The sequence below is a fragment of the Acetobacter aceti genome, from assembly GCF_002005445.1.
GTDB classification, from domain to species: Bacteria; Pseudomonadota; Alphaproteobacteria; order Acetobacterales; family Acetobacteraceae; genus Acetobacter; species Acetobacter aceti_B.
In genome coordinates this window covers 2898702-2915364 of record NZ_CP014692.1, presented here as the reverse complement: position 1 = coordinate 2915364, position 16663 = coordinate 2898702, and the positions used below count along the sequence as shown (strand labels likewise).

The window sequence follows — 16663 nt, the reverse complement described above, 5'->3', positions numbered from 1 at the left end:
CGTGGTTTGATGACCTGTTCGACTGTCTGCGGGGTTGCAAAACAGCGGCAACGTGCCACATCGGACACAATGAGCCCGCCATCAATATCTGATACGGCGCCCGGCAAGCCTGCCGGAGTGACCATTGCCCGCCTGCTTCCGTATCTCTGGCCACGGAATGACCCGAAGCTGAAACTGCGCGTGACGGTGGTTGCCCTGCTGCTGCTGGCCGCCAAGCTGGTCACGGTGGCCGTGCCGTGGGTGTACAGCCGCATCATCGACACGCTGTCCCATCCGGCGGGGATCGCCACCGTGCCGGTCCTGCTGATTGTCGGTTATGGTCTGGTCAGGCTGGTCGCCTCGGCGTTCAACGAACTGCGTGACGCCGTGTTCGCCCCTGTCCGCTACCGGGTCGCCCGCGATGCGGCGCTCCGCAGCTTCATGCACATGCACGACCTGTCGCTGCGCTTTCACCTCGATCGCCGCACAGGGGGCGTCACCCGCGCCATCGAACGCGGCACGGAAGGCGTGGAAACCCTGCTGCGGATGGGGCTGGTGATCCTGCCGACCCTGCTCGAAGCCATCCTTGTCATCGGCCTGATCTGGAAGGTGTTCGACTGGCGTTATGCAGCGCTCGTTCTGGGCGCGGTCATCGGCTATGTCGTGTTCACGTTCTCGTTCACCTCATGGCGAATCGGTATCCGTCGCCGGATGAACGACATCAACAGCGAGGCGACGGGCAAGGCGCTGGACAGTCTGCTGAACTACGAGACGGTCAAGTATTTCGGCAACGAGGCGCATGAAGCCAAACGCTACGGCGACGCCCAGACCCGCTACGCCAGAGCCGCCGTTCACACCCAGTATTCCCTCAGCGCGCTGAATTTCGGGCAGGTGGTGATCATCTCGCTGGCGCTCACGCTGGTGATGCTGCTGGCCGGACACGATGTGGCGGCGGGTCATCTCACGGTGGGGCAGTTTGTGCTGATCAACACCTATCTGTTGCAGCTCTACGCGCCGCTGAACTTCCTTGGTTCCATCTACTCGTCCATCCGCACGTCGCTGGTCGATCTTGAGCACATGCTGGGGCTGCTGGACGAGGCGGTGGAAGTGGCTGATCCCGCGCATCCGTTGCCGCTGGCGGCTCATCTGAAGGATGCTCCTCCCGTGGTCCTCGCTTTTCAGGATGTGCATTTCGGATATCGCAAGGACCGTGAGATCCTGCATGGCGTCAGCTTTTCCGTGCCGCCGGGTGGTCTGATTGCGATCGTAGGTCCGACAGGAGCCGGAAAATCCACCGTCAGCCGTCTTCTGTTCCGGTTCTATGACACATGGTCCGGAAAGGTGATGATCGACGGGCATGATGTCCGCGAGTACCGGCAGGCAGACCTGCGGGAGGCGATTGGCGTCGTGCCGCAGGATACGGTGCTGTTTAACGATACGATCGGCTACAACATCGCCTACGGACGTCTGGGCGCCACGCAGGAGGAGATCGAGCAGGCGGCGAAGCTGGCCCGCATCCACGACTTCATCCTGTCCCTGCCGGAAGGTTATAAGACGCGGGTTGGTGAGAGAGGACTGAAGCTCTCCGGTGGCGAGAAGCAGCGTGTGGCCATTGCCCGAACGATCCTGAAAGACCCGCGCCTTCTGATACTGGACGAGGCCACCAGCGCCCTCGACACCCACACTGAACGCGAGATTCAGGCGGCCCTGAGGGCCGTTTCGGCTGAACGTACCACAGTCGTGATCGCTCACCGTCTTTCAACGATCGTCGAAGCGGACGAAATACTGGTTCTGGGTGACGGGCTTGTGAAAGAGCGGGGGCGTCACGCTGATCTGATCGCTCGTGGCGGGCTGTATGCCGCCATGTGGGCGGCGCAGGACGCGGGACAGGACGCTGCGCCGGGCTCCGGCATGGAGGCTTCTGCTCCTGCCCTGGGGTGACCGGCGCCCTGACAGGAACAATCACACTCCGGCATGCTGCCGGAGCAGTATGGGAGAATGAGCATGGCCGAGAATATTCCTGAGGGAAGCGGACAGATGGAACAGGTGTCTGAAGAACTGACCAAATGTGCGATGGTCATCGAGCACGCCATAGACCATCTTCTGGAGGAAAACCACGCGCCTCTGGCGGTTGCCTCTGCGCTTCTGGGTGGCTCGCTCGGCCTTCTGTCCCGCACGATGGATCGTGAGACGATTCTGCGTATTCTGGACAGCGCCGTGCAGAGCGTGCGCGCGGGTGAACTGGAAGACGCTGAAAAAGCACGCAAGGCAGGGAGCGCCTGAGAGAAAGCCTGTCTCCCTGAAAGTATGGAGAAAAGCGGGTGCGGCTGGTGGAAAAGTGACGGAAAAACGGCTTTCCGCCACTGTTTGCTTGACGGGAAGCGATGCCTCCGTCATAAGCCGCGCCTGATTGTAAGGATGAAAGCCGGGCTTCTGCCTCGGCCCCGTTCTGTTTTTTGACCGAGGATAAACCGAATGTCCCGCCGTTGCGAGATCACAGGCAAGGGTGTGCTGACGGGCAACAATGTCAGTCACGCCAACAACAAGTCACGCCGCCGTTTTCTGCCTAATCTGCAGGAAGTGTCGGTTCTTTCCGACATTCTCGGCGCGCCGATTTCCATGCGTGTGACCACGCGCGGCCTGCGCACCATTGAGCACAATGGGGGACTGGACTCCTATCTGCTCGATACACCGAATCGTAACCTGACCGCCGAAGCTCAGGTGATCAAGCGTCGTATTCTGCGTGCGCAGAGCAAGAAGCAGGCAGCAGCCTGATTGACTGCCGGCCATGGTGATGGCCGGCACCCTGATCGCCCCCGCGTCAGCGGGGACCGCGTGATCACACAGCCCGCGAGAATGCTGCCTGCGTTCGAAAGGGTAGAGGGCGCGGGGAGATTTTCTCCTGTCGCGCCCTGTGTGTTTGTCGCTTTCCTCTGAATTTCTGGTTCAGCCGTTTCCCGGAGAAGCCCCGTGTCAGCCCAGTCCGAACTCTCGAAAATCCGTAATATCGGGATTACCGCGCACATTGACGCGGGTAAGACCACGACGACCGAGCGTATCCTGTATTACACAGGCGTGTCGCATAAGATCGGCGAGGTCCATGAGGGCAACACCACGACCGATTACATGGCGCAGGAGCGTGAGCGCGGCATCACCATCACGTCCGCCGCCGTGACCTGTGAGTGGGACAACCACCGCATCAACATCATCGACACTCCGGGCCACATCGACTTCAACATCGAAGTGAACCGCTCGCTCCGCGTGCTTGATGGCGCGATCTTCATCATTGAAGGTGTGGCCGGCGTGCAGCCGCAGTCCGAGACCAACTGGCGTCTGGCTGACCGCTACAACGTTCCCCGCATCATCTTCATCAACAAGCTCGACCGTACGGGCGCCGACTTCTACTATGCTTTCAGCACGCTGAAAGAGAAGCTGGACATCGTCGCCATCCCGCTGCAACTGCCGATCGGCGCCGAAGATAACTTTATTGGTGTCGTCGATCTCGTCGAGATGAAGGCCATCGTCTGGGAAGGCGGCGAACTCGGCGCGAAGTTCCACGATGAAGAAATACCGGCCGATCTGAAGGAAAAGGCTGAAGAAGCCCGTCAGAACCTGCTTGATACCGCTCTGGCCGTCGATAACGACGCCATGGAAGAGTATTTCGAGAAAGGCGATGTTTCCGTCGAGACCCTGAAAAAGTGCATCAAGAAGGGCACGATTTCCGGCGACTTCCGTCCGGTTCTGTGTGGCACGGCCTTCAAGAACAAGGGCGTTCAGCCGCTGCTCGACGCTGTCATCGACTATCTGCCGGCTCCTGACGACGTGGAAGGCATCCGCTGCGCCCCGCCGGAAGGTGAGGAAGAGACCGATTCCAAGAACCTGCCGATCATTCCGGTTGATCCGAATGGTAAGTTCGCCGGTCTGGCGTTCAAGATCATCAATGACAAGTATGGCACACTGACCTTCGTCCGCGTCTATCGTGGCGTGCTGAAGACCGGTGACACCATCCTGAACACGACCAAGGGCCACAAGGAGCGTATCGGCCGTATCTACCAGATGCATGCCGACAAGCGCGAAGAGCTGTCGGAAGTTCATGCTGGTGACATCGCCGCTTTCGTGGGTCTGAAGGACACCCAGACCGGTGACACGCTGGCTGACGGTTCTGATCCGGTTGTTCTGGAGCGTATGAGCTTCCCTGTTCCGGTTATCGACATTTCCGTCGAGCCGAAGACAAAGGACGCCGTCGAGAAGATGACGCTGGCCCTGCAGAAGCTGGCCGCGGAAGATCCTTCCCTGCGTCTGAAGACCGATCAGGAAACAGGTCAGACCATTCTGTCCGGAATGGGCGAGCTGCATCTCGACATCATCGTTGACCGTCTGCGCCGTGAATACGGTGTTGAAGCCAACGTCGGTGCGCCTCAGGTTGCTTACCGTGAGACGATCACGAAGGCGCACGTCGAAACCTACACTCACAAGAAGCAGTCTGGTGGTTCGGGTCAGTACGCTGAAGTGAAGATCGAGTTCGCTCCGCATGAAGGTGAGATCGAGTTCGAGAACAAGGTCGTCGGCGGAACGGTTCCGAAGGAATATATTCCGGCTGTCGAAAAAGGCATCCGTGTTCAGTCCACCAGTGGCGTCCTGGCAGGCTTCCCGACGGTGGACTTCAAGTTCACCCTGCTTGACGGCAAGTACCATGACGTTGACTCGTCCGCTCTGGCGTTCGAAATCGCGGCAAAGGCCTGCTTCCGTGAAGGCATGAAGAACGCCGGTCCTGTGATCCTTGAGCCGATCATGGACGTGGAAGTCACGACACCGAACGATCACGTCGGTGACGTGGTTGGCGATCTCAACCGTCGTCGTGGCATGATCCAGAGTCAGGAAACGTCGGGTTCCACGGTTATGGTCCGCGCTCAGGTGCCGCTGAAGGAAATGTTCGGCTACATCTCGCACCTGCGTTCGATGACAAAAGGTCGTGCATCCTTTACGATGCAGTTCCATCACTACGATCCGGTTCCGCGTAACGTGGCCGAAGAGATCATGGCAAAATCTGCCTGATCTTTTCAGATCATCCGGACAGGGAAGCCGACCGCAAGGTCGGCTTTTTTTTGTTTTCACGCACTTTCTGGGCAGTATGGGAGAGGAAGGGCGGCGTTCTTTCGGTAGTGATGAAATCGACAGATTCGCTCCGTCCTGTTCGTGACGTTCAGGGATTTTTGTGATTATCTAAGTAGAATTTTTATTCCATCACGATATTCTGCAAACGCCTTTTTTTGTGTAATGCATTGCGACGAAAGTCAGATTTGCATCCATAACACAATAAACTGTCTATAAAAATGGATTGGAATTTTAGATGGCGTCGATCTGTAAAACCAATATAGTTTTTGGTGAGACAGTTATTCTGGATTCAGAGCCGGCTGTACTTGATTTGTGTGATGTTGTTTATGTGCCTGAGCAGGATTCCAACTCGCCAAGTGGAGTATTTGATCAGGGGCGTAAACGTGTCCTGCAAACGGCTTATTTTCGTGGGCCGAATGTGGAAGAGATGGCGCCATCTCTCACTATGGGATACCGTTACGGAGACATCACAGACTACGCTCCGGACGATGTTTATATTTATTGCGGCTTTATCCATTACCATTTTGGTCACTTTCTGCTGTCGACATTCAGTCGTTTCTGGTCGGCGGCACGCGAAAAATATCCTCAAGCCAAAATACTCTATAGCTCGCACCAGGGTATGGACGTCTGGTTTGAAGAGAACAGTTTTATGCGGAAACTGTTTGGCGCTCTGAATCTTTCACAGGATGATTTTGTTCGCTTTTCTTCGCCCCAGAAAATAAGACGCTTGATCGTACCAGCTCCGGCATTTGAAGAAGCCAGTTTTGCTTATCGTCGTTATGCAACGTTTTGCCATGAGATCGGCCAAAAACTTGCGGGTCATCTGATGGGAAAATCTGATGATCGTCCGGTCTATCTTTCCAAATCGAAACTTCAGTCCGGTGTCAGGCGTCTGATTAATGAAGACGTGATCTGTGAGCGTCTGGCGGCGAACGGTGTTGAGATTGTTTATCCCGAGATGCTATCTCTTGAAGAGCAGATTGCGTTATGGGCCAATCGTCCCTACGTGGCGGGTTTTATCGGCTCAGCTTTTCATGCAAGCATTTTTGTGCCGCGCGATTATATATTCATGATCAACTATAATATGACGACTTATAGTAATTTTTGTTTGATCGATCAGGCGAATAAGGCAAAAGCTGATTATTATGGGATTGCTCCTGGCGAGCTGATTACACTGGATTCTGCGAAAAATCCTGATGAAACAAAGGGATTTTCAGAAGTGTACAAGGTTTCAGATCCTGCCGGAATTGCTGATGGCATTCTCCGAATACTGGATTATAAAATCAGAGCAGATCGAAGCCGTGCTCGTCAGCCTGTCGTTGTCGGCGCATTTCAGTGGCAAAAGCGGGAAGTAAAGACTGAGTCGATCGGCGTCTCGTTGCGCAACGTCGCTATTGATAAAAAAACCAGACAAAGCTCACTCCATCCGTGGGTTCCGGATCAGAAAGCCAACGCGACCAGTGGTGTTCTGACTGGGACTTTCCAGTTCCACACAGATACTGAAGCGAATGCATGGTGGGAAGTTGATCTGGAAGAGCCATGTGTAATCAAAAACATTCGATTGTTCAATCGCTGCGACTCCGCACCTGAACGCTGTAACCATCTTCGAATAGAAGTAGGCATGGATGAGAATTCACTCAAAACCATCCTTGAAAAACATGATGACAGAGTGATCGGGGGTGTCGACGGGATGCCTCTTGAATGGCAGGCATCCGAGCCACTTATCGGACGTGTGCTTCGGATCACATCGCTTAAAAACGATTATTTTCATCTTGATCAGGTTGAAGTATTAGGCTGGCCAGTATCAGAAAACTGAAAGAGCATCTGCCACAATTCATAGATCCTGAGTTTATTGAAGGTGATTAAAGTAACATTTTAATAGCCTGTATCAGAGGCTGTAATTGTATGGGTGTAATGGTCTATATTTGAGTGCTAATGAAGAGTGAAAGTATTTTTTATTATGGGTATATATAACTATTATAGTTGATGATTGTTTCTGCGAGTTTCTGTAAAAATCAGTCAGTGTGTTGCGATTGGGCAAGTGTATTTCCGTGGGAAAATGTTTTGGAGCAGGATACGCGGCAACGCCATGTATTCGAATGGACAGAATGGGCCTTATCGATGTCAGTCCTGCAAAAATTCCAGCTGTTTAGTGCTGTGCTTTGCTGGTGCGGGATCGTCGCCTGAAGTGCGTAAAGGCAATCGTCCAGAGGCAGCAGGATGTGGCGGCGGAGCACTGGGACGATCGCCTCTTCTTCAATCGACGGGACGGTTGAGGAGGGCGCCTTCGGGTTGATCCCGTGGCGTTTCGCCAGAACCCGCAGGCTCCTTGACTATGCTGTGGCTCGACGGACCGCCGCTGTCGTCGTGGCGCTTCCGTGGTGAGTCTGGCCCCTAGGACGGATCGACATTCAGGTCATCCAGATCATGGCTGAGGCGAGGTGAACGAAGCCGAGGAAATGGATGGTGCGTCGATCATATCTGGTAGCGAAGCGTCGGAAGTGCTTGAGGCGGTTGAAGCACCGCTCGATACGATTACGTATCCTGTAGGCGATGGCATCGTGGGAGATGATAATCTTGCGGGTCGGGTTACAAGGAATGACGGCTTCTGCACCCATCTGAGCGATGAGGGCACGTAACGCATTGCTGTCATAGGCTTTGTCGGCAATGACGGCAGCCCCCTCCTGACCCGCGAGCAGGGCCGGCGCCTGGGTGACGTCGCCAACCTGACCAGCCGTGACCACGAAGCACAGCGGGCGGCCCAGCGCATCGGCCAGCATATGAATCTTGGTCGTCAGACCACCTCGAGAACGCCCCAGCGCCTGATCTTTGGCCCCCCTTTTCCGCTCGCGGCCTGCTGATGGGTGCGAACGATGGTTGAATCGAGCATCAGATACTGATTGTTCCGATCGGCCGTCAGCGTCTCGAAAACCTTTTCCCACACCCCGGCATGGCACCATCGGCTGAACCGACGATGTACCGTCTTCCATTTGCCATACCGCTCAGGCAGGTCTTTCCAATGCGCGCCGGAGCGCAGAACCCAAAGACAGCCATTCACGAACATGCGGTTATCCGTCCCGCTACGGCCTGCATCACCGACCTTGCCGGGTAGCAAAGGCGCAATCCTCTGCCATTGCACCTCGGTCAACTCGTAACGCTTGATCCCCATCCCACGCTCCGTGTTCCAACACGGTGCTCTATGAATCACTCATTCCAAAAAAAGGGAATCCTGAATGTCGATCGGTCCTAGCGCATCCTGCCACCCGCGTGAAAATAACGCACCATCCAACCGCAGGACTAAACACCTAATGTCATGGGAACATAAAAATAGATAAGTTCTTTTATTTCGTTTTAATTTCCAGATTTTATCCGTCAAAACATAAGATTATCGAGTAATATCTGCTTTCCAAAATTAATAATGGCATACTTTTTGTCCAACATGACGGCGGAAATTGCCTGTCTGCTTGTTTCATCTGGTAGACAGGCATGTTGATGAATAAGTCTTCCTCTCAGGAGCAGACGGGGCGATTTTCGTGCATGCTTTTACTCCATGCCACGATTGACACAGGGAAATAGAAACGAATCCCGTCTGCATCTTCCCATGCGCCCATGCCCAGACGATCCTGACCGCTTGCGATATCCTCTTCAAATATCGCTTTCAGGGCATTCCAGTCCTCCGGAGCGACCTGATCCTGCAAGCGGGACTCAAGACGATATTGATGCATCATCACAGGCGACAGACCCGCGTCAGTCCCAAGCGACAGCAACTGATGCAGTGTCAGGGCGCTTGTATGCGAGGGATCACGGAGCGTTTCCGCCCGATCATATCCTTCCTGGCATTCCTCAGCCGGGGTGGCGTCAATCACAATGATCCGGCCACCGGGACGGCAGACTCTTACCATTTCCGCCAGAACTTCCCGGGGCGCTTGCATATGGTGAAAGCTGTACCGTGTCACGACCCGGTCGAAACTGTCCGCCTGAAACGGTAAATGCAGCGCATTTCCAATATGATACTCAACCATCACCCCCTCCCTGTCCGCACGCAGGCGTGCCTGTTCGATCATGGCTGGTGTCAGGTCGATGCCCGTGACCTCCGCGCCAACGCGGGCCAGTTCACACGCGATAATCCCCGGACCGCAGGCGACATCAAGCACTTTCATATCTCTGGTAACGGCGCAGGCGGCGAGCGTCTGCGCCATGCTTTCCGCCTCTGCGTGAATGGCCAACTCAGCAAATGGCTTTGCCCAGCGTGTAAACTGGTCAACGATCCGGGTGTCATGAGGAGTGCGAGAAGCAGACATCTTTATTCCTTTCCTTGGCGTTTCAGGATAAGGAAAGGGCGGTTGGCCGTCTAACGCTATCCGGCCATAAATAAGCGGATATCGGCCAATGAAAAACCTGACCTCCAGAGAGACACAAGGCGTCCTTGTCGAGAACAGACTGGATGGCCCGGGGAAACCCGGTTTTGCATTCCGTAATCCGTCTTCAGCCATCTTTTATGACTGGCACGCCCATTCATGCCACCAGATCACATATGCAAGACGCGGCACTACACAGATCGAAGGTCCGGATGGCCATCATCTGTTGCCTACGGCTCATGCCATATGGATTCCGGCAGGAACACGTCATCGAACCATGATCCGCGATCTGGACGGTGTTTCCGTCTATTTTGATCCGGCATATTTTCCGCATAACCAAACGGACCATATCCAGACATTTCCCATAACGACAATGTTGCAGGAGATGTTGCTCCACACAGTGCGTTGGCAACCCGGTTCAGCAGAGCACGACCCCATTGCCCGGAGTTTTTTTCAAACCGTCGGCCTGCTCTGCATGGAGCAAATACAGACGAAAACAACACGGCTTTTCACGCTGCCGCGTGCTGCTCACCCGTCTATCGTGCGGGCTATGGAAGCAGCTCTTGCCAGCCCCGGGCAGGCAAATCTAAACTTGGCGTTGCGTCATGCCGGAATGTCGGAACGTAGTTTCCGTCGCCATTTTCATGAAGAAACCGGCATGACATGGCAGGACTGGATCGTGCAGGCCCGTCTCTTCCACGCGGCAAACCTGCTTGCCGAGGGGCAACGGGTAACAGATGTAGCGGCTGGTGTCGGTTACGCATCGCTTAGTGCATTTGCAAAAGCTTTTACAAACCTGATGGGGATGTCGCCAGTCCGCTTCCGAAACTTGCAAACGTAAAGTTGAATGAGCCGGTTTGGACATTAGTCGGCCACACGTCGCTTTTTTGGAAAAGCGACGTATATTCCAGTTGCCCATGAAATTCGCGAACAGGTCTTTAACTGACCAGCCGTAGTCCCCGCCGCCCGTTCGGTGCTGAAGGTTTGCGGTTCTCTCCGCTTTTGAAGTCGAAAGGCAGTAGCGGTGAGCCGCCACGGTTCTCTTCTTCATGCGGTGCGTCGGGCAGGCGCTGATGCAGATAGAGATTGGACAGCGCACGGAATGCGTAATCCAGAATGGACGTGGCGTAGGATGTGACCGGATCACCCTCGACGGTGCCTGCGGGCCCGAAGGAAGAGTAGGCGAACCGGTCAACGAAATCTTCCAATGGCGCGCCATATTGCAGACCGATGCTGACGGCCTGACTGAAGCTCTCCATCAGACCGCGCACCATGGCGCTTTCCCTGGCCGGTGTCAGGGCGATCTCGCCGAGCGTACCGTCTTCGTATTCGGCTGTGCGCAGGAAGAAGCGATGCCCGCCGACCGAGGCTTTCTGGGCGATGCCGGTGTGCCGTTCGGGAAGCGGCTGCAAGGTGCCACGCGGCAGGATACGGGGTAGCGGAGCCATGGTTGGGTCCGGGCGGGCCGGTACGCGATCCACGAACCCGGCGAGAGCGCGATACATCCGCATATGCGCGTCGATTGTCGGCAGGATCAGTGGGCTTTCACCCGCGAGAGACGCGGCGAGAGCTGTTTCCACTGACAGGCCACGAGCGGCCAGCCGGTTGAGCGTGCTGGCCGCGAGCCGTCCATCGGCCCGGAGTGGTGAAAAGACTGGTGCAATGCCGCAGGCTTCGCAGCCAAGAAGCGCGTCGACAGGCCCTGTCGAGGAGAAGCCGGTTTCAATGCGCGCTTCAGGCATGTCGGTGTCGACAGCGGCTCTCGACCAGGCATCCCGGATCGCGGCGGAAAGACCCGGCAGGACATGCCGGTGCGGCATGAGGGGAAGGTGATCGCAACCGGTGCCTTCGCGGGTGACAAGGGTGGTCAGCGCCACGATCGAGCAGGCCGCGTCACGCCCATCGTCACTGTCATAATCGAGACCGAGCGCCGCCAGGCACGCATCCAGATTGGTCAGCAGGATTTCTCCCACAATCGGAAGCGGGGCGTCCGCAAGCAGGTCGCCGGTCTTCTCTGTTGCCGCTTCTGAGGCGGCCTGCCGTGGCTGTGTGGACGCTGTCGGCAGATCGAACAGGGTCGGCTCCGGGGGCGTCGCCTCGTCAAGCGGCAGTTCGCCATTGCGTCGGGTCGCCTTGGCGCGGGCGTCAGTGCGCAGAACGAGGCACAGCAGTCGCAACGCGGCGACAAAGGTTTCGGCGGCGAAATCCTCGCCCGGCAGGACGAAGGCCGCGAGGTTGATGACAAATCCGGGCCGTCTGTCGGAAGCCCCATGCCAGACGGCAAGGGTGGGAGCCACCTGTCTCAGGATATGCAGCCATGCCAGCGAGCGTCCGCTTATGATGTCCCCGCGTGACGGTTCCTGTCTCCCCCCATCCGGACGCCGACTGCTGGATGTGAAGGATTCGATCCAGCGCGCGGATTCAAGAGGCAGCGAGACCGCTCCCGTTCCGGCGACGATTTCTGCAAGGGCGGCGGCGGCATCGTCATCCCAGTCGGCGGGCAGCGTAATGGCGCGTGCCGGAGCGTCGGGGTCGGCGGAGGCCATGACGGTGCGCATTTCGACACCGTTCCAGAAATGATGAGCGTTCATGCTGGGAGCTTACCGTTCCGCGGGAGCGGGGCGGAAGCGGGCGAGGCTGAGGATAAGGGGGGGATAATGGTCGGGAAAGCGAGGATATGGGGGATAACTTTCGCCAGACCCGCAAAAGGCGTGAGATTGCCCCTCTGAGCGGGAAGCCGAGGCTGTCGGGAGGCTTTTGCAGGAGTGCCGTATAACGTGAACGCGAGGAGGTGTGCAGGCAGTGGACGGCGGCGGTTCGACTCCTTATGATCGCGTACATGGCAACGCTCGGCACCCTTCTTCATACCCGCCTGCATGGACGTTTTGTGGGCAAGGACAACGATGGTCGCGCCTATTACGAGTCGCGACGACCCACCCGTAAAACGGGCGGGGGCGAGCGCTATGAGCGCTGGGTCATCTACAGGAAAGGCGAGGATGCGTCCGCCGTGCCGCCAGAATGGTGGGGCTGGCTGCATTACATGGAGGATCAGCCCATCCCCATGGAGGCCCGCAAGCCCTGGCAACTGCCTTATCAGCCTAACATGACAGGCACAGCCGGGGCCTATCGTCCTCCCGGCAGCGCTTACAAAGGCGGTCAGCGTCCGCCTGCGACCGGTGATTACGATGCCTGGACACCTGAAAGCTGAGCTTTTCGCCCGTTCAGATAAACCGGGAGATCGGGTGCGGGGTGGAAAACAGCCCCTGAACGCTCCTTTTCGTGCGACCTGAACATGCGGATACGCGTTTGCGGGCATATTCTTGCCAGAGAGTTGCGCTATCGGGCTTGTCAGGTTTCATCGTTCCAGATGACAAGAACGAATGATCAAAAAGGCGTGTGAGAACCGATGAGTTCTGTTTCGACCACTTCCCCGCCCACGACAACGGTGTTGCCGCCTCTCCGCAATACACGTTCGACTGTGGAGCTCATTGCCGGTTTCGCTGTGATTGTCGCTTTTGTGCTTCTGCTGGGACTTGCCGTGGTCAGCAGTGGGCGCAGGACGGATGCGGGATATCAGCTCAAGGCGGCCTTCTCCCACATTGACGGCCTCGACATCGGATCAGATGTGAAGCTGGCCGGAATCTCCATCGGGCATGTCGTGTCCGAGGGGGTGGATCCGAAAACCTTCCAGGCCCTGGTGGTGTTCACGGTGCGGCGGGACGTTCAGTTGCCGGTGGACAGCGCCGCGATCATCACCAGCGACAGCCTCCTTGGCGGCAAATACATCGCCATTTCACCGGGTGGCGACACAAGAATGCTGAAAGCGGGCGGTGAACTCGTCGAGACGCAGGGTGCGATCAGCCTGGAGCAATTGCTGAGCAAGTTCATTTTCTCGGTGACGGATACGCTGACGCAGGCGGGTCAGGCAAAGGCGAAAGAGGGTGTCGCCGCGCCGAAGGCTGAGACGGCGCCGTGATTGACGTGCCCTCACACTGGCCACAACCGGACGGAACACCGGTTTCGTGCACGGAAAAGCTGCTGGTCCTGCGTCAGAACTGGGAAGAACTGCAGGGTGTCATGCAGGACGCGTTTGAAGATGCTGTGCTCATGGGCGTGGATGAGACCGAAATGAAACAGATGCTGACGACGCTGGTGGCCTCTCTCGCCAGTCCCCGGAGCAGGTCCGCAGAATGATGTGTGAGACAAGAACCACAATGCTGATGCGGTCCTGCCAGATATTTCTGGGACTGGCCTCTGTCCTTTCCTGCGTCGGGACGGCAATGGCTGCTGAACCGCTGGCGCCTCCCGCGATGTATCCCCCCAATACATGGCAGGGAAAAAGCACCGCGGTCGTGCGGGTGTTGAATCGTCTCGATTCCCGTGCCGAGACCATCAGGGTTCCGGTCGGTGAAATGTCTCATTACGAGACGCTCGAAATCGGTGTGACGCGGTGCCTGCTGCATGCTCCGACGGCGCGTGCGGATGCGGCCGTATGGCTCGATATTCAGGACCAACGGGCGGAGGGAGCGGCTTTCCATGGCTGGATGCTGGCCGCCGAGCCTTCGCTGGGCATTCTGGAAAGCCCGATCTACGATGTGCATGTCGTGACCTGCGAAGGGAACGACGTCCAGCCCATGCTGCCGACCCTGACCCCTCCCGCCGTTCCACCTCTCCCTGGAAAAAGCGACAGTTCACAATCCGGTCAGAAGCAGGACGATGCGCAGGGGAATGCGCACGGAAATGATACACAGGGAGATCAGGATGCCGCGCCGCCGTCTTCCGGCTCTCCGACAGATACCGGCGCGTCAGACGGAAACAGGCCCTGAGGTTGGGTTTTGTCAGGAGCGGGAAGCGGAGCAGGGGCTCTCGGCTGCCTATGGTAATGCCCGGGAAGCTGTGGTGAAACAGAACTTCACCGCAGCAGCCAGCGTCCACATCATTGTAACGCCCTGTATGCGCCGCTCTCCGGAATGATCCGGGCTGGTGCGGGCTGAACAGGCGAGCAGGGAAGGCATTTTGTCGTGAGTGCTTCAGACATGACTTCAGCTCCTCAGGTTTCCACTGTCAAACTGACACGGAATAATATGCCTCTCGGTCGGGTGGCGTTTCTTTTCGATTTCGATGGCACTCTTGTCGATATTGCAGCCAGTCCCGACGCGGTGGTCGTGCCTCCGGGCCTGAAGGAGACGCTGCTCGCCCTGCGGGAGGCGACGGGAGACGCTCTGGCGATCATATCCGGGCGGTCCGTCGACCAGATTGATGCTTTTCTGGGCGACGTGCCGTTCGCTGTCGCCGGAGAGCACGGCATCGCCATTCGTCACCGTCCTGGCGGCCCCATCGAGCGCGCGGCTCTGCCCTCCGTTCCCAGTCAATGGGTTGTCGAGGCGCAGGAGCTGGTGGCGTCCCTGCCGGGTACGCGGCTGGAACGAAAGGTCGGCGGCTTCGTTCTGCATTATCGGGGAGCGCCGGAAACGGAGGCGCTGCTCCGGAAGGCGGCAGAGGCGTGGGTGAAGGAAGAAGACGGCAGATTCCATGTTCAGGCCGCGAAAATGGCGTGGGAAGTCCGGCCTTTCGGCGTTGATAAGGGCTACGCTGTCAATCTGCTCATGGAAAATGCGCCCTTCGTCGGTCGCAGGCCTGTGTTTGTCGGAGACGACGTCACTGACGAGGACGCCATCAAGGCGGCTATTCGTCTGGGCGGAGCCGGTCTGCGCATTCCTGTCGATTTCCCTACGCCATCAGTTTTTCGGGGTTGGCTGAATTCTCTGGTTCCTTCCCCGAACGAAGACCATTCCGTGGGTCACGGGGCATGACGATGGGACGCCTTGTTATTGTTTCCAACCGCGTGCCGGACCCTCGGGAGAGGAACAAACCGGCAGGCGGTCTCGCGGTCGGTCTGGCGGATGCCCTGCGTGAAGATCAGCAGACCCTGTGGTTTGGCTGGTCTGGTCGGCAGGCGGAATCAGACGTGGATCCCGTTCCGTCCCTGGATACGCATGGATCGGTAACCTACGCCACGGTTCCACTGACCCACGCGCAGCATCGCGGGTATTATCAGAGCTTTTCGAACGGTATTCTGTGGCCGCTCTGCCATTATCGGCTCGGTCTGATGAACTACTCAAGAACTGACTGGTTGCAGTATCTTGAAGTGAACCGGATGTTCGCCCGGACTCTGGCGCCGCTGCTGAAATCCGATGATGTCATCTGGGTGCATGATTATCACCTCTTCCCGCTGGCGCAGGCGCTGCGGGAACTCGGGGTCACAGCCGCCATCGGCTTCTTCCTGCATATCCCGTTTCCGCCCTGGAGCCTTTTTCGTGCTCTGCCCCCCGCATCCGCGCTTCTGGACGACATGAAGGCGTATGATCTCATCGGCGTTCAGACCGAGGAGGACGCCCAGAACCTGTGGGAGTGTCTGCGTGTCGAAGGCATGACCGACCCTGCGCGGGTGGTGGCGTGTCCGATCGGCATTGATCCGATTTCCTTCAGCGAGGATGCGAGAGAGGCTTTCGATGGACCGGAGGTTCGCCGTCTGAGAGAAAGCCTTCATGACGAACCGCTGATCATCGGTGTGGACCGGCTTGATTATTCGAAAGGGCTGGAAGAACGGTTTCTCGGTTATGAAAAACTGCTGATCCGCTATCCTGAACACCATCGCCATGTGACCTATCTTCAGGTCGCTCCGGTTTCACGCGGTGAGGTCGAGGAGTATCGCCTTCTCCGTCGTCAGCTGGATGAAACGATCGGGCGGATCAACGGTGCTTTTGCCGCCTATGACTGGACACCGATCCGTTATCTGACTCGCCCGATTGCGCGTCAGACACTGGCGGGTTTCTATCGTCTTGCCGATGTGGCGCTTGTCACGCCTTTGCGTGACGGCATGAATCTTGTCGCCAAGGAGTATGTGGCGGCGCAGAATCCGGAAAATCCCGGGGCGCTTGTCCTGTCCCATCTGGCCGGAGCTGCGCCTGAACTGGATGAGGCGTTGCTGGTCAATCCCCATGATGCGGACGCCATTGCAGATGCCCTGCACCTCGCTCTGACCATGAAGAAGGAAGAACGGAAGCGCCGCTGGGATGCCCTGAACGGGGAGATCAGGAACACGACTGCCGGTTCCTGGGCCAGGGATTTCCTGAGAGCCCTGAATCGCAGCAGAAAGCCCGGCCCCGGGTGAAATTCCTGCGGGGGGCTGCTATAGGCACGTTTCCCGA

14 protein-coding genes and 2 pseudogenes are annotated in these 16663 nt (G+C 57.3%); 12 read left to right on the top strand and 4 right to left on the bottom strand.

Annotated features, from left to right (window positions below; all coding sequences use genetic code 11):
- Positions 1–69: 69 nt before the first annotated feature.
- From A0U92_RS13270 to A0U92_RS13250, 5 genes are all read left to right on the top strand, one after another.
- Positions 70–1920: an ABCB family ABC transporter ATP-binding protein/permease gene (locus A0U92_RS13270; protein ID WP_077813615.1), complete on the top strand. Its 1851-nt coding sequence runs from the start codon at positions 70–72 to the stop codon at positions 1918–1920.
- Positions 1921–1983: 63 nt separating this feature from the next.
- Positions 1984–2262, top strand: coding sequence for a hypothetical protein (locus A0U92_RS13265; RefSeq protein WP_077814458.1), 279 nt, complete (start codon positions 1984–1986; stop codon positions 2260–2262).
- Between the two features lie 192 nt (positions 2263–2454).
- Entirely contained in the window at positions 2455–2754 is a 300-nt protein-coding gene (gene rpmB, locus A0U92_RS13260) for a 50S ribosomal protein L28 (RefSeq protein WP_077813614.1), read from the top strand.
- A gap of 195 nt (positions 2755–2949) precedes the next feature.
- Complete coding sequence (gene fusA, locus A0U92_RS13255; RefSeq protein ID WP_077813613.1) at positions 2950–5034, top strand: elongation factor G; 2085 nt, start codon at positions 2950–2952, stop codon at positions 5032–5034.
- Positions 5035–5329: 295 nt separating this feature from the next.
- Positions 5330–6910, top strand: a complete 1581-nt coding sequence (locus A0U92_RS13250; RefSeq protein WP_077813612.1) for a glycosyltransferase 61 family protein — start codon at positions 5330–5332, stop codon at positions 6908–6910.
- Positions 6911–7241: 331 nt separating this feature from the next.
- Here A0U92_RS13250 and A0U92_RS13245 read toward each other — a convergent pair.
- The 3 genes and pseudogenes from A0U92_RS13245 to A0U92_RS13235 form a co-directional block, all read right to left on the bottom strand.
- Positions 7242–7505: pseudogene (locus tag A0U92_RS13245) on the bottom strand (IS481 family transposase); the annotation flags it as partial.
- A pseudogene (locus A0U92_RS13240) lies at positions 7506–8263 on the bottom strand (IS5 family transposase).
- 340 nt (positions 8264–8603) lie between these two features.
- Positions 8604–9395, bottom strand: coding sequence for a class I SAM-dependent methyltransferase (locus tag A0U92_RS13235; RefSeq protein WP_187668769.1), 792 nt, complete (start codon positions 9393–9395; stop codon positions 8604–8606).
- Between the two features lie 88 nt (positions 9396–9483).
- On the opposite strand from A0U92_RS13235, the gene A0U92_RS13230 reads away from it, so the two are divergent.
- Complete coding sequence (locus A0U92_RS13230) at positions 9484–10293, top strand: AraC family transcriptional regulator (RefSeq protein WP_077814456.1); 810 nt, start codon at positions 9484–9486, stop codon at positions 10291–10293.
- Positions 10294–10390: 97 nt separating this feature from the next.
- Here A0U92_RS13230 and A0U92_RS13225 read toward each other — a convergent pair whose 3' ends face one another.
- Positions 10391–12043 (bottom strand): TSCPD domain-containing protein, encoded by a 1653-nt coding sequence (locus tag A0U92_RS13225; protein ID WP_077813611.1) that lies wholly within the window; start codon positions 12041–12043, stop codon positions 10391–10393.
- 248 nt (positions 12044–12291) lie between these two features.
- On the opposite strand from A0U92_RS13225, the gene A0U92_RS13220 reads away from it, so the two are divergent.
- The 6 genes from A0U92_RS13220 to A0U92_RS13195 all read left to right on the top strand — a co-directional run bounded on the left by A0U92_RS13220 (position 12292) and on the right by A0U92_RS13195 (position 16626).
- Positions 12292–12660 (top strand): NADH-ubiquinone oxidoreductase subunit NDUFA12 family protein, encoded by a 369-nt coding sequence (locus A0U92_RS13220; protein WP_187668958.1) that lies wholly within the window; start codon positions 12292–12294, stop codon positions 12658–12660.
- Positions 12661–12858: 198 nt separating this feature from the next.
- Positions 12859–13428, top strand: a complete 570-nt coding sequence (gene mlaD, locus A0U92_RS13215; RefSeq protein WP_077813609.1) for an outer membrane lipid asymmetry maintenance protein MlaD — start codon at positions 12859–12861, stop codon at positions 13426–13428.
- Positions 13428–13646: a hypothetical protein gene (locus A0U92_RS13210; RefSeq protein WP_077814455.1), complete on the top strand. Its 219-nt coding sequence runs from the start codon at positions 13428–13430 to the stop codon at positions 13644–13646. Before mlaD ends, A0U92_RS13210 begins: the two co-directional genes overlap by 1 nt.
- Positions 13643–14278, top strand: a complete 636-nt coding sequence (locus A0U92_RS13205; RefSeq protein ID WP_236748143.1) for a DUF2155 domain-containing protein — start codon at positions 13643–13645, stop codon at positions 14276–14278. The genes A0U92_RS13210 and A0U92_RS13205 overlap by 4 nt, the downstream gene beginning before the upstream one ends.
- 210 nt (positions 14279–14488) lie before the next feature.
- Positions 14489–15265 carry a trehalose-phosphatase gene (otsB, locus tag A0U92_RS13200; protein ID WP_408736086.1) on the top strand — a complete coding sequence of 259 codons (777 nt, stop codon included), beginning with the start codon at positions 14489–14491 and terminating at the stop codon, positions 15263–15265.
- Between the two features lie 2 nt (positions 15266–15267).
- Positions 15268–16626 carry an alpha,alpha-trehalose-phosphate synthase (UDP-forming) gene (locus tag A0U92_RS13195; RefSeq protein ID WP_077813607.1) on the top strand — a complete coding sequence of 453 codons (1359 nt, stop codon included), beginning with the start codon at positions 15268–15270 and terminating at the stop codon, positions 16624–16626.
- Positions 16627–16663 lie beyond the last annotated feature (37 nt).

What these genes read in the sequence shown, in the direction of transcription:
- A0U92_RS13220 (WP_187668958.1), top strand. Translation starts at nt 12,292, where the DNA reads ATGGCAACGCTCGGCACCCTTCTTCATACCCGCCTGCATGGACGTTTT.
- rpmB (WP_077813614.1), top strand. Translation starts at nt 2,455, where the DNA reads ATGTCCCGCCGTTGCGAGATCACAGGCAAGGGTGTGCTGACGGGCAAC.
- A0U92_RS13230 (WP_077814456.1), top strand. Translation starts at nt 9,484, where the DNA reads ATGAAAAACCTGACCTCCAGAGAGACACAAGGCGTCCTTGTCGAGAAC.
- A0U92_RS13225 (WP_077813611.1), bottom strand. Translation starts at nt 12,043, where the DNA reads ATGAACGCTCATCATTTCTGGAACGGTGTCGAAATGCGCACCGTCATG.
- A0U92_RS13270 (WP_077813615.1), top strand. Translation starts at nt 70, where the DNA reads ATGAGCCCGCCATCAATATCTGATACGGCGCCCGGCAAGCCTGCCGGA.
- A0U92_RS13235 (WP_187668769.1), bottom strand. Translation starts at nt 9,395, where the DNA reads ATGTCTGCTTCTCGCACTCCTCATGACACCCGGATCGTTGACCAGTTT.
- A0U92_RS13195 (WP_077813607.1), top strand. Translation starts at nt 15,268, where the DNA reads ATGGGACGCCTTGTTATTGTTTCCAACCGCGTGCCGGACCCTCGGGAG.
- A0U92_RS13250 (WP_077813612.1), top strand. Translation starts at nt 5,330, where the DNA reads ATGGCGTCGATCTGTAAAACCAATATAGTTTTTGGTGAGACAGTTATT.
- otsB (WP_408736086.1), top strand. Translation starts at nt 14,489, where the DNA reads ATGACTTCAGCTCCTCAGGTTTCCACTGTCAAACTGACACGGAATAAT.
- A0U92_RS13265 (WP_077814458.1), top strand. Translation starts at nt 1,984, where the DNA reads ATGGCCGAGAATATTCCTGAGGGAAGCGGACAGATGGAACAGGTGTCT.
- A0U92_RS13205 (WP_236748143.1), top strand. Translation starts at nt 13,643, where the DNA reads ATGATGTGTGAGACAAGAACCACAATGCTGATGCGGTCCTGCCAGATA.
- mlaD (WP_077813609.1), top strand. Translation starts at nt 12,859, where the DNA reads ATGAGTTCTGTTTCGACCACTTCCCCGCCCACGACAACGGTGTTGCCG.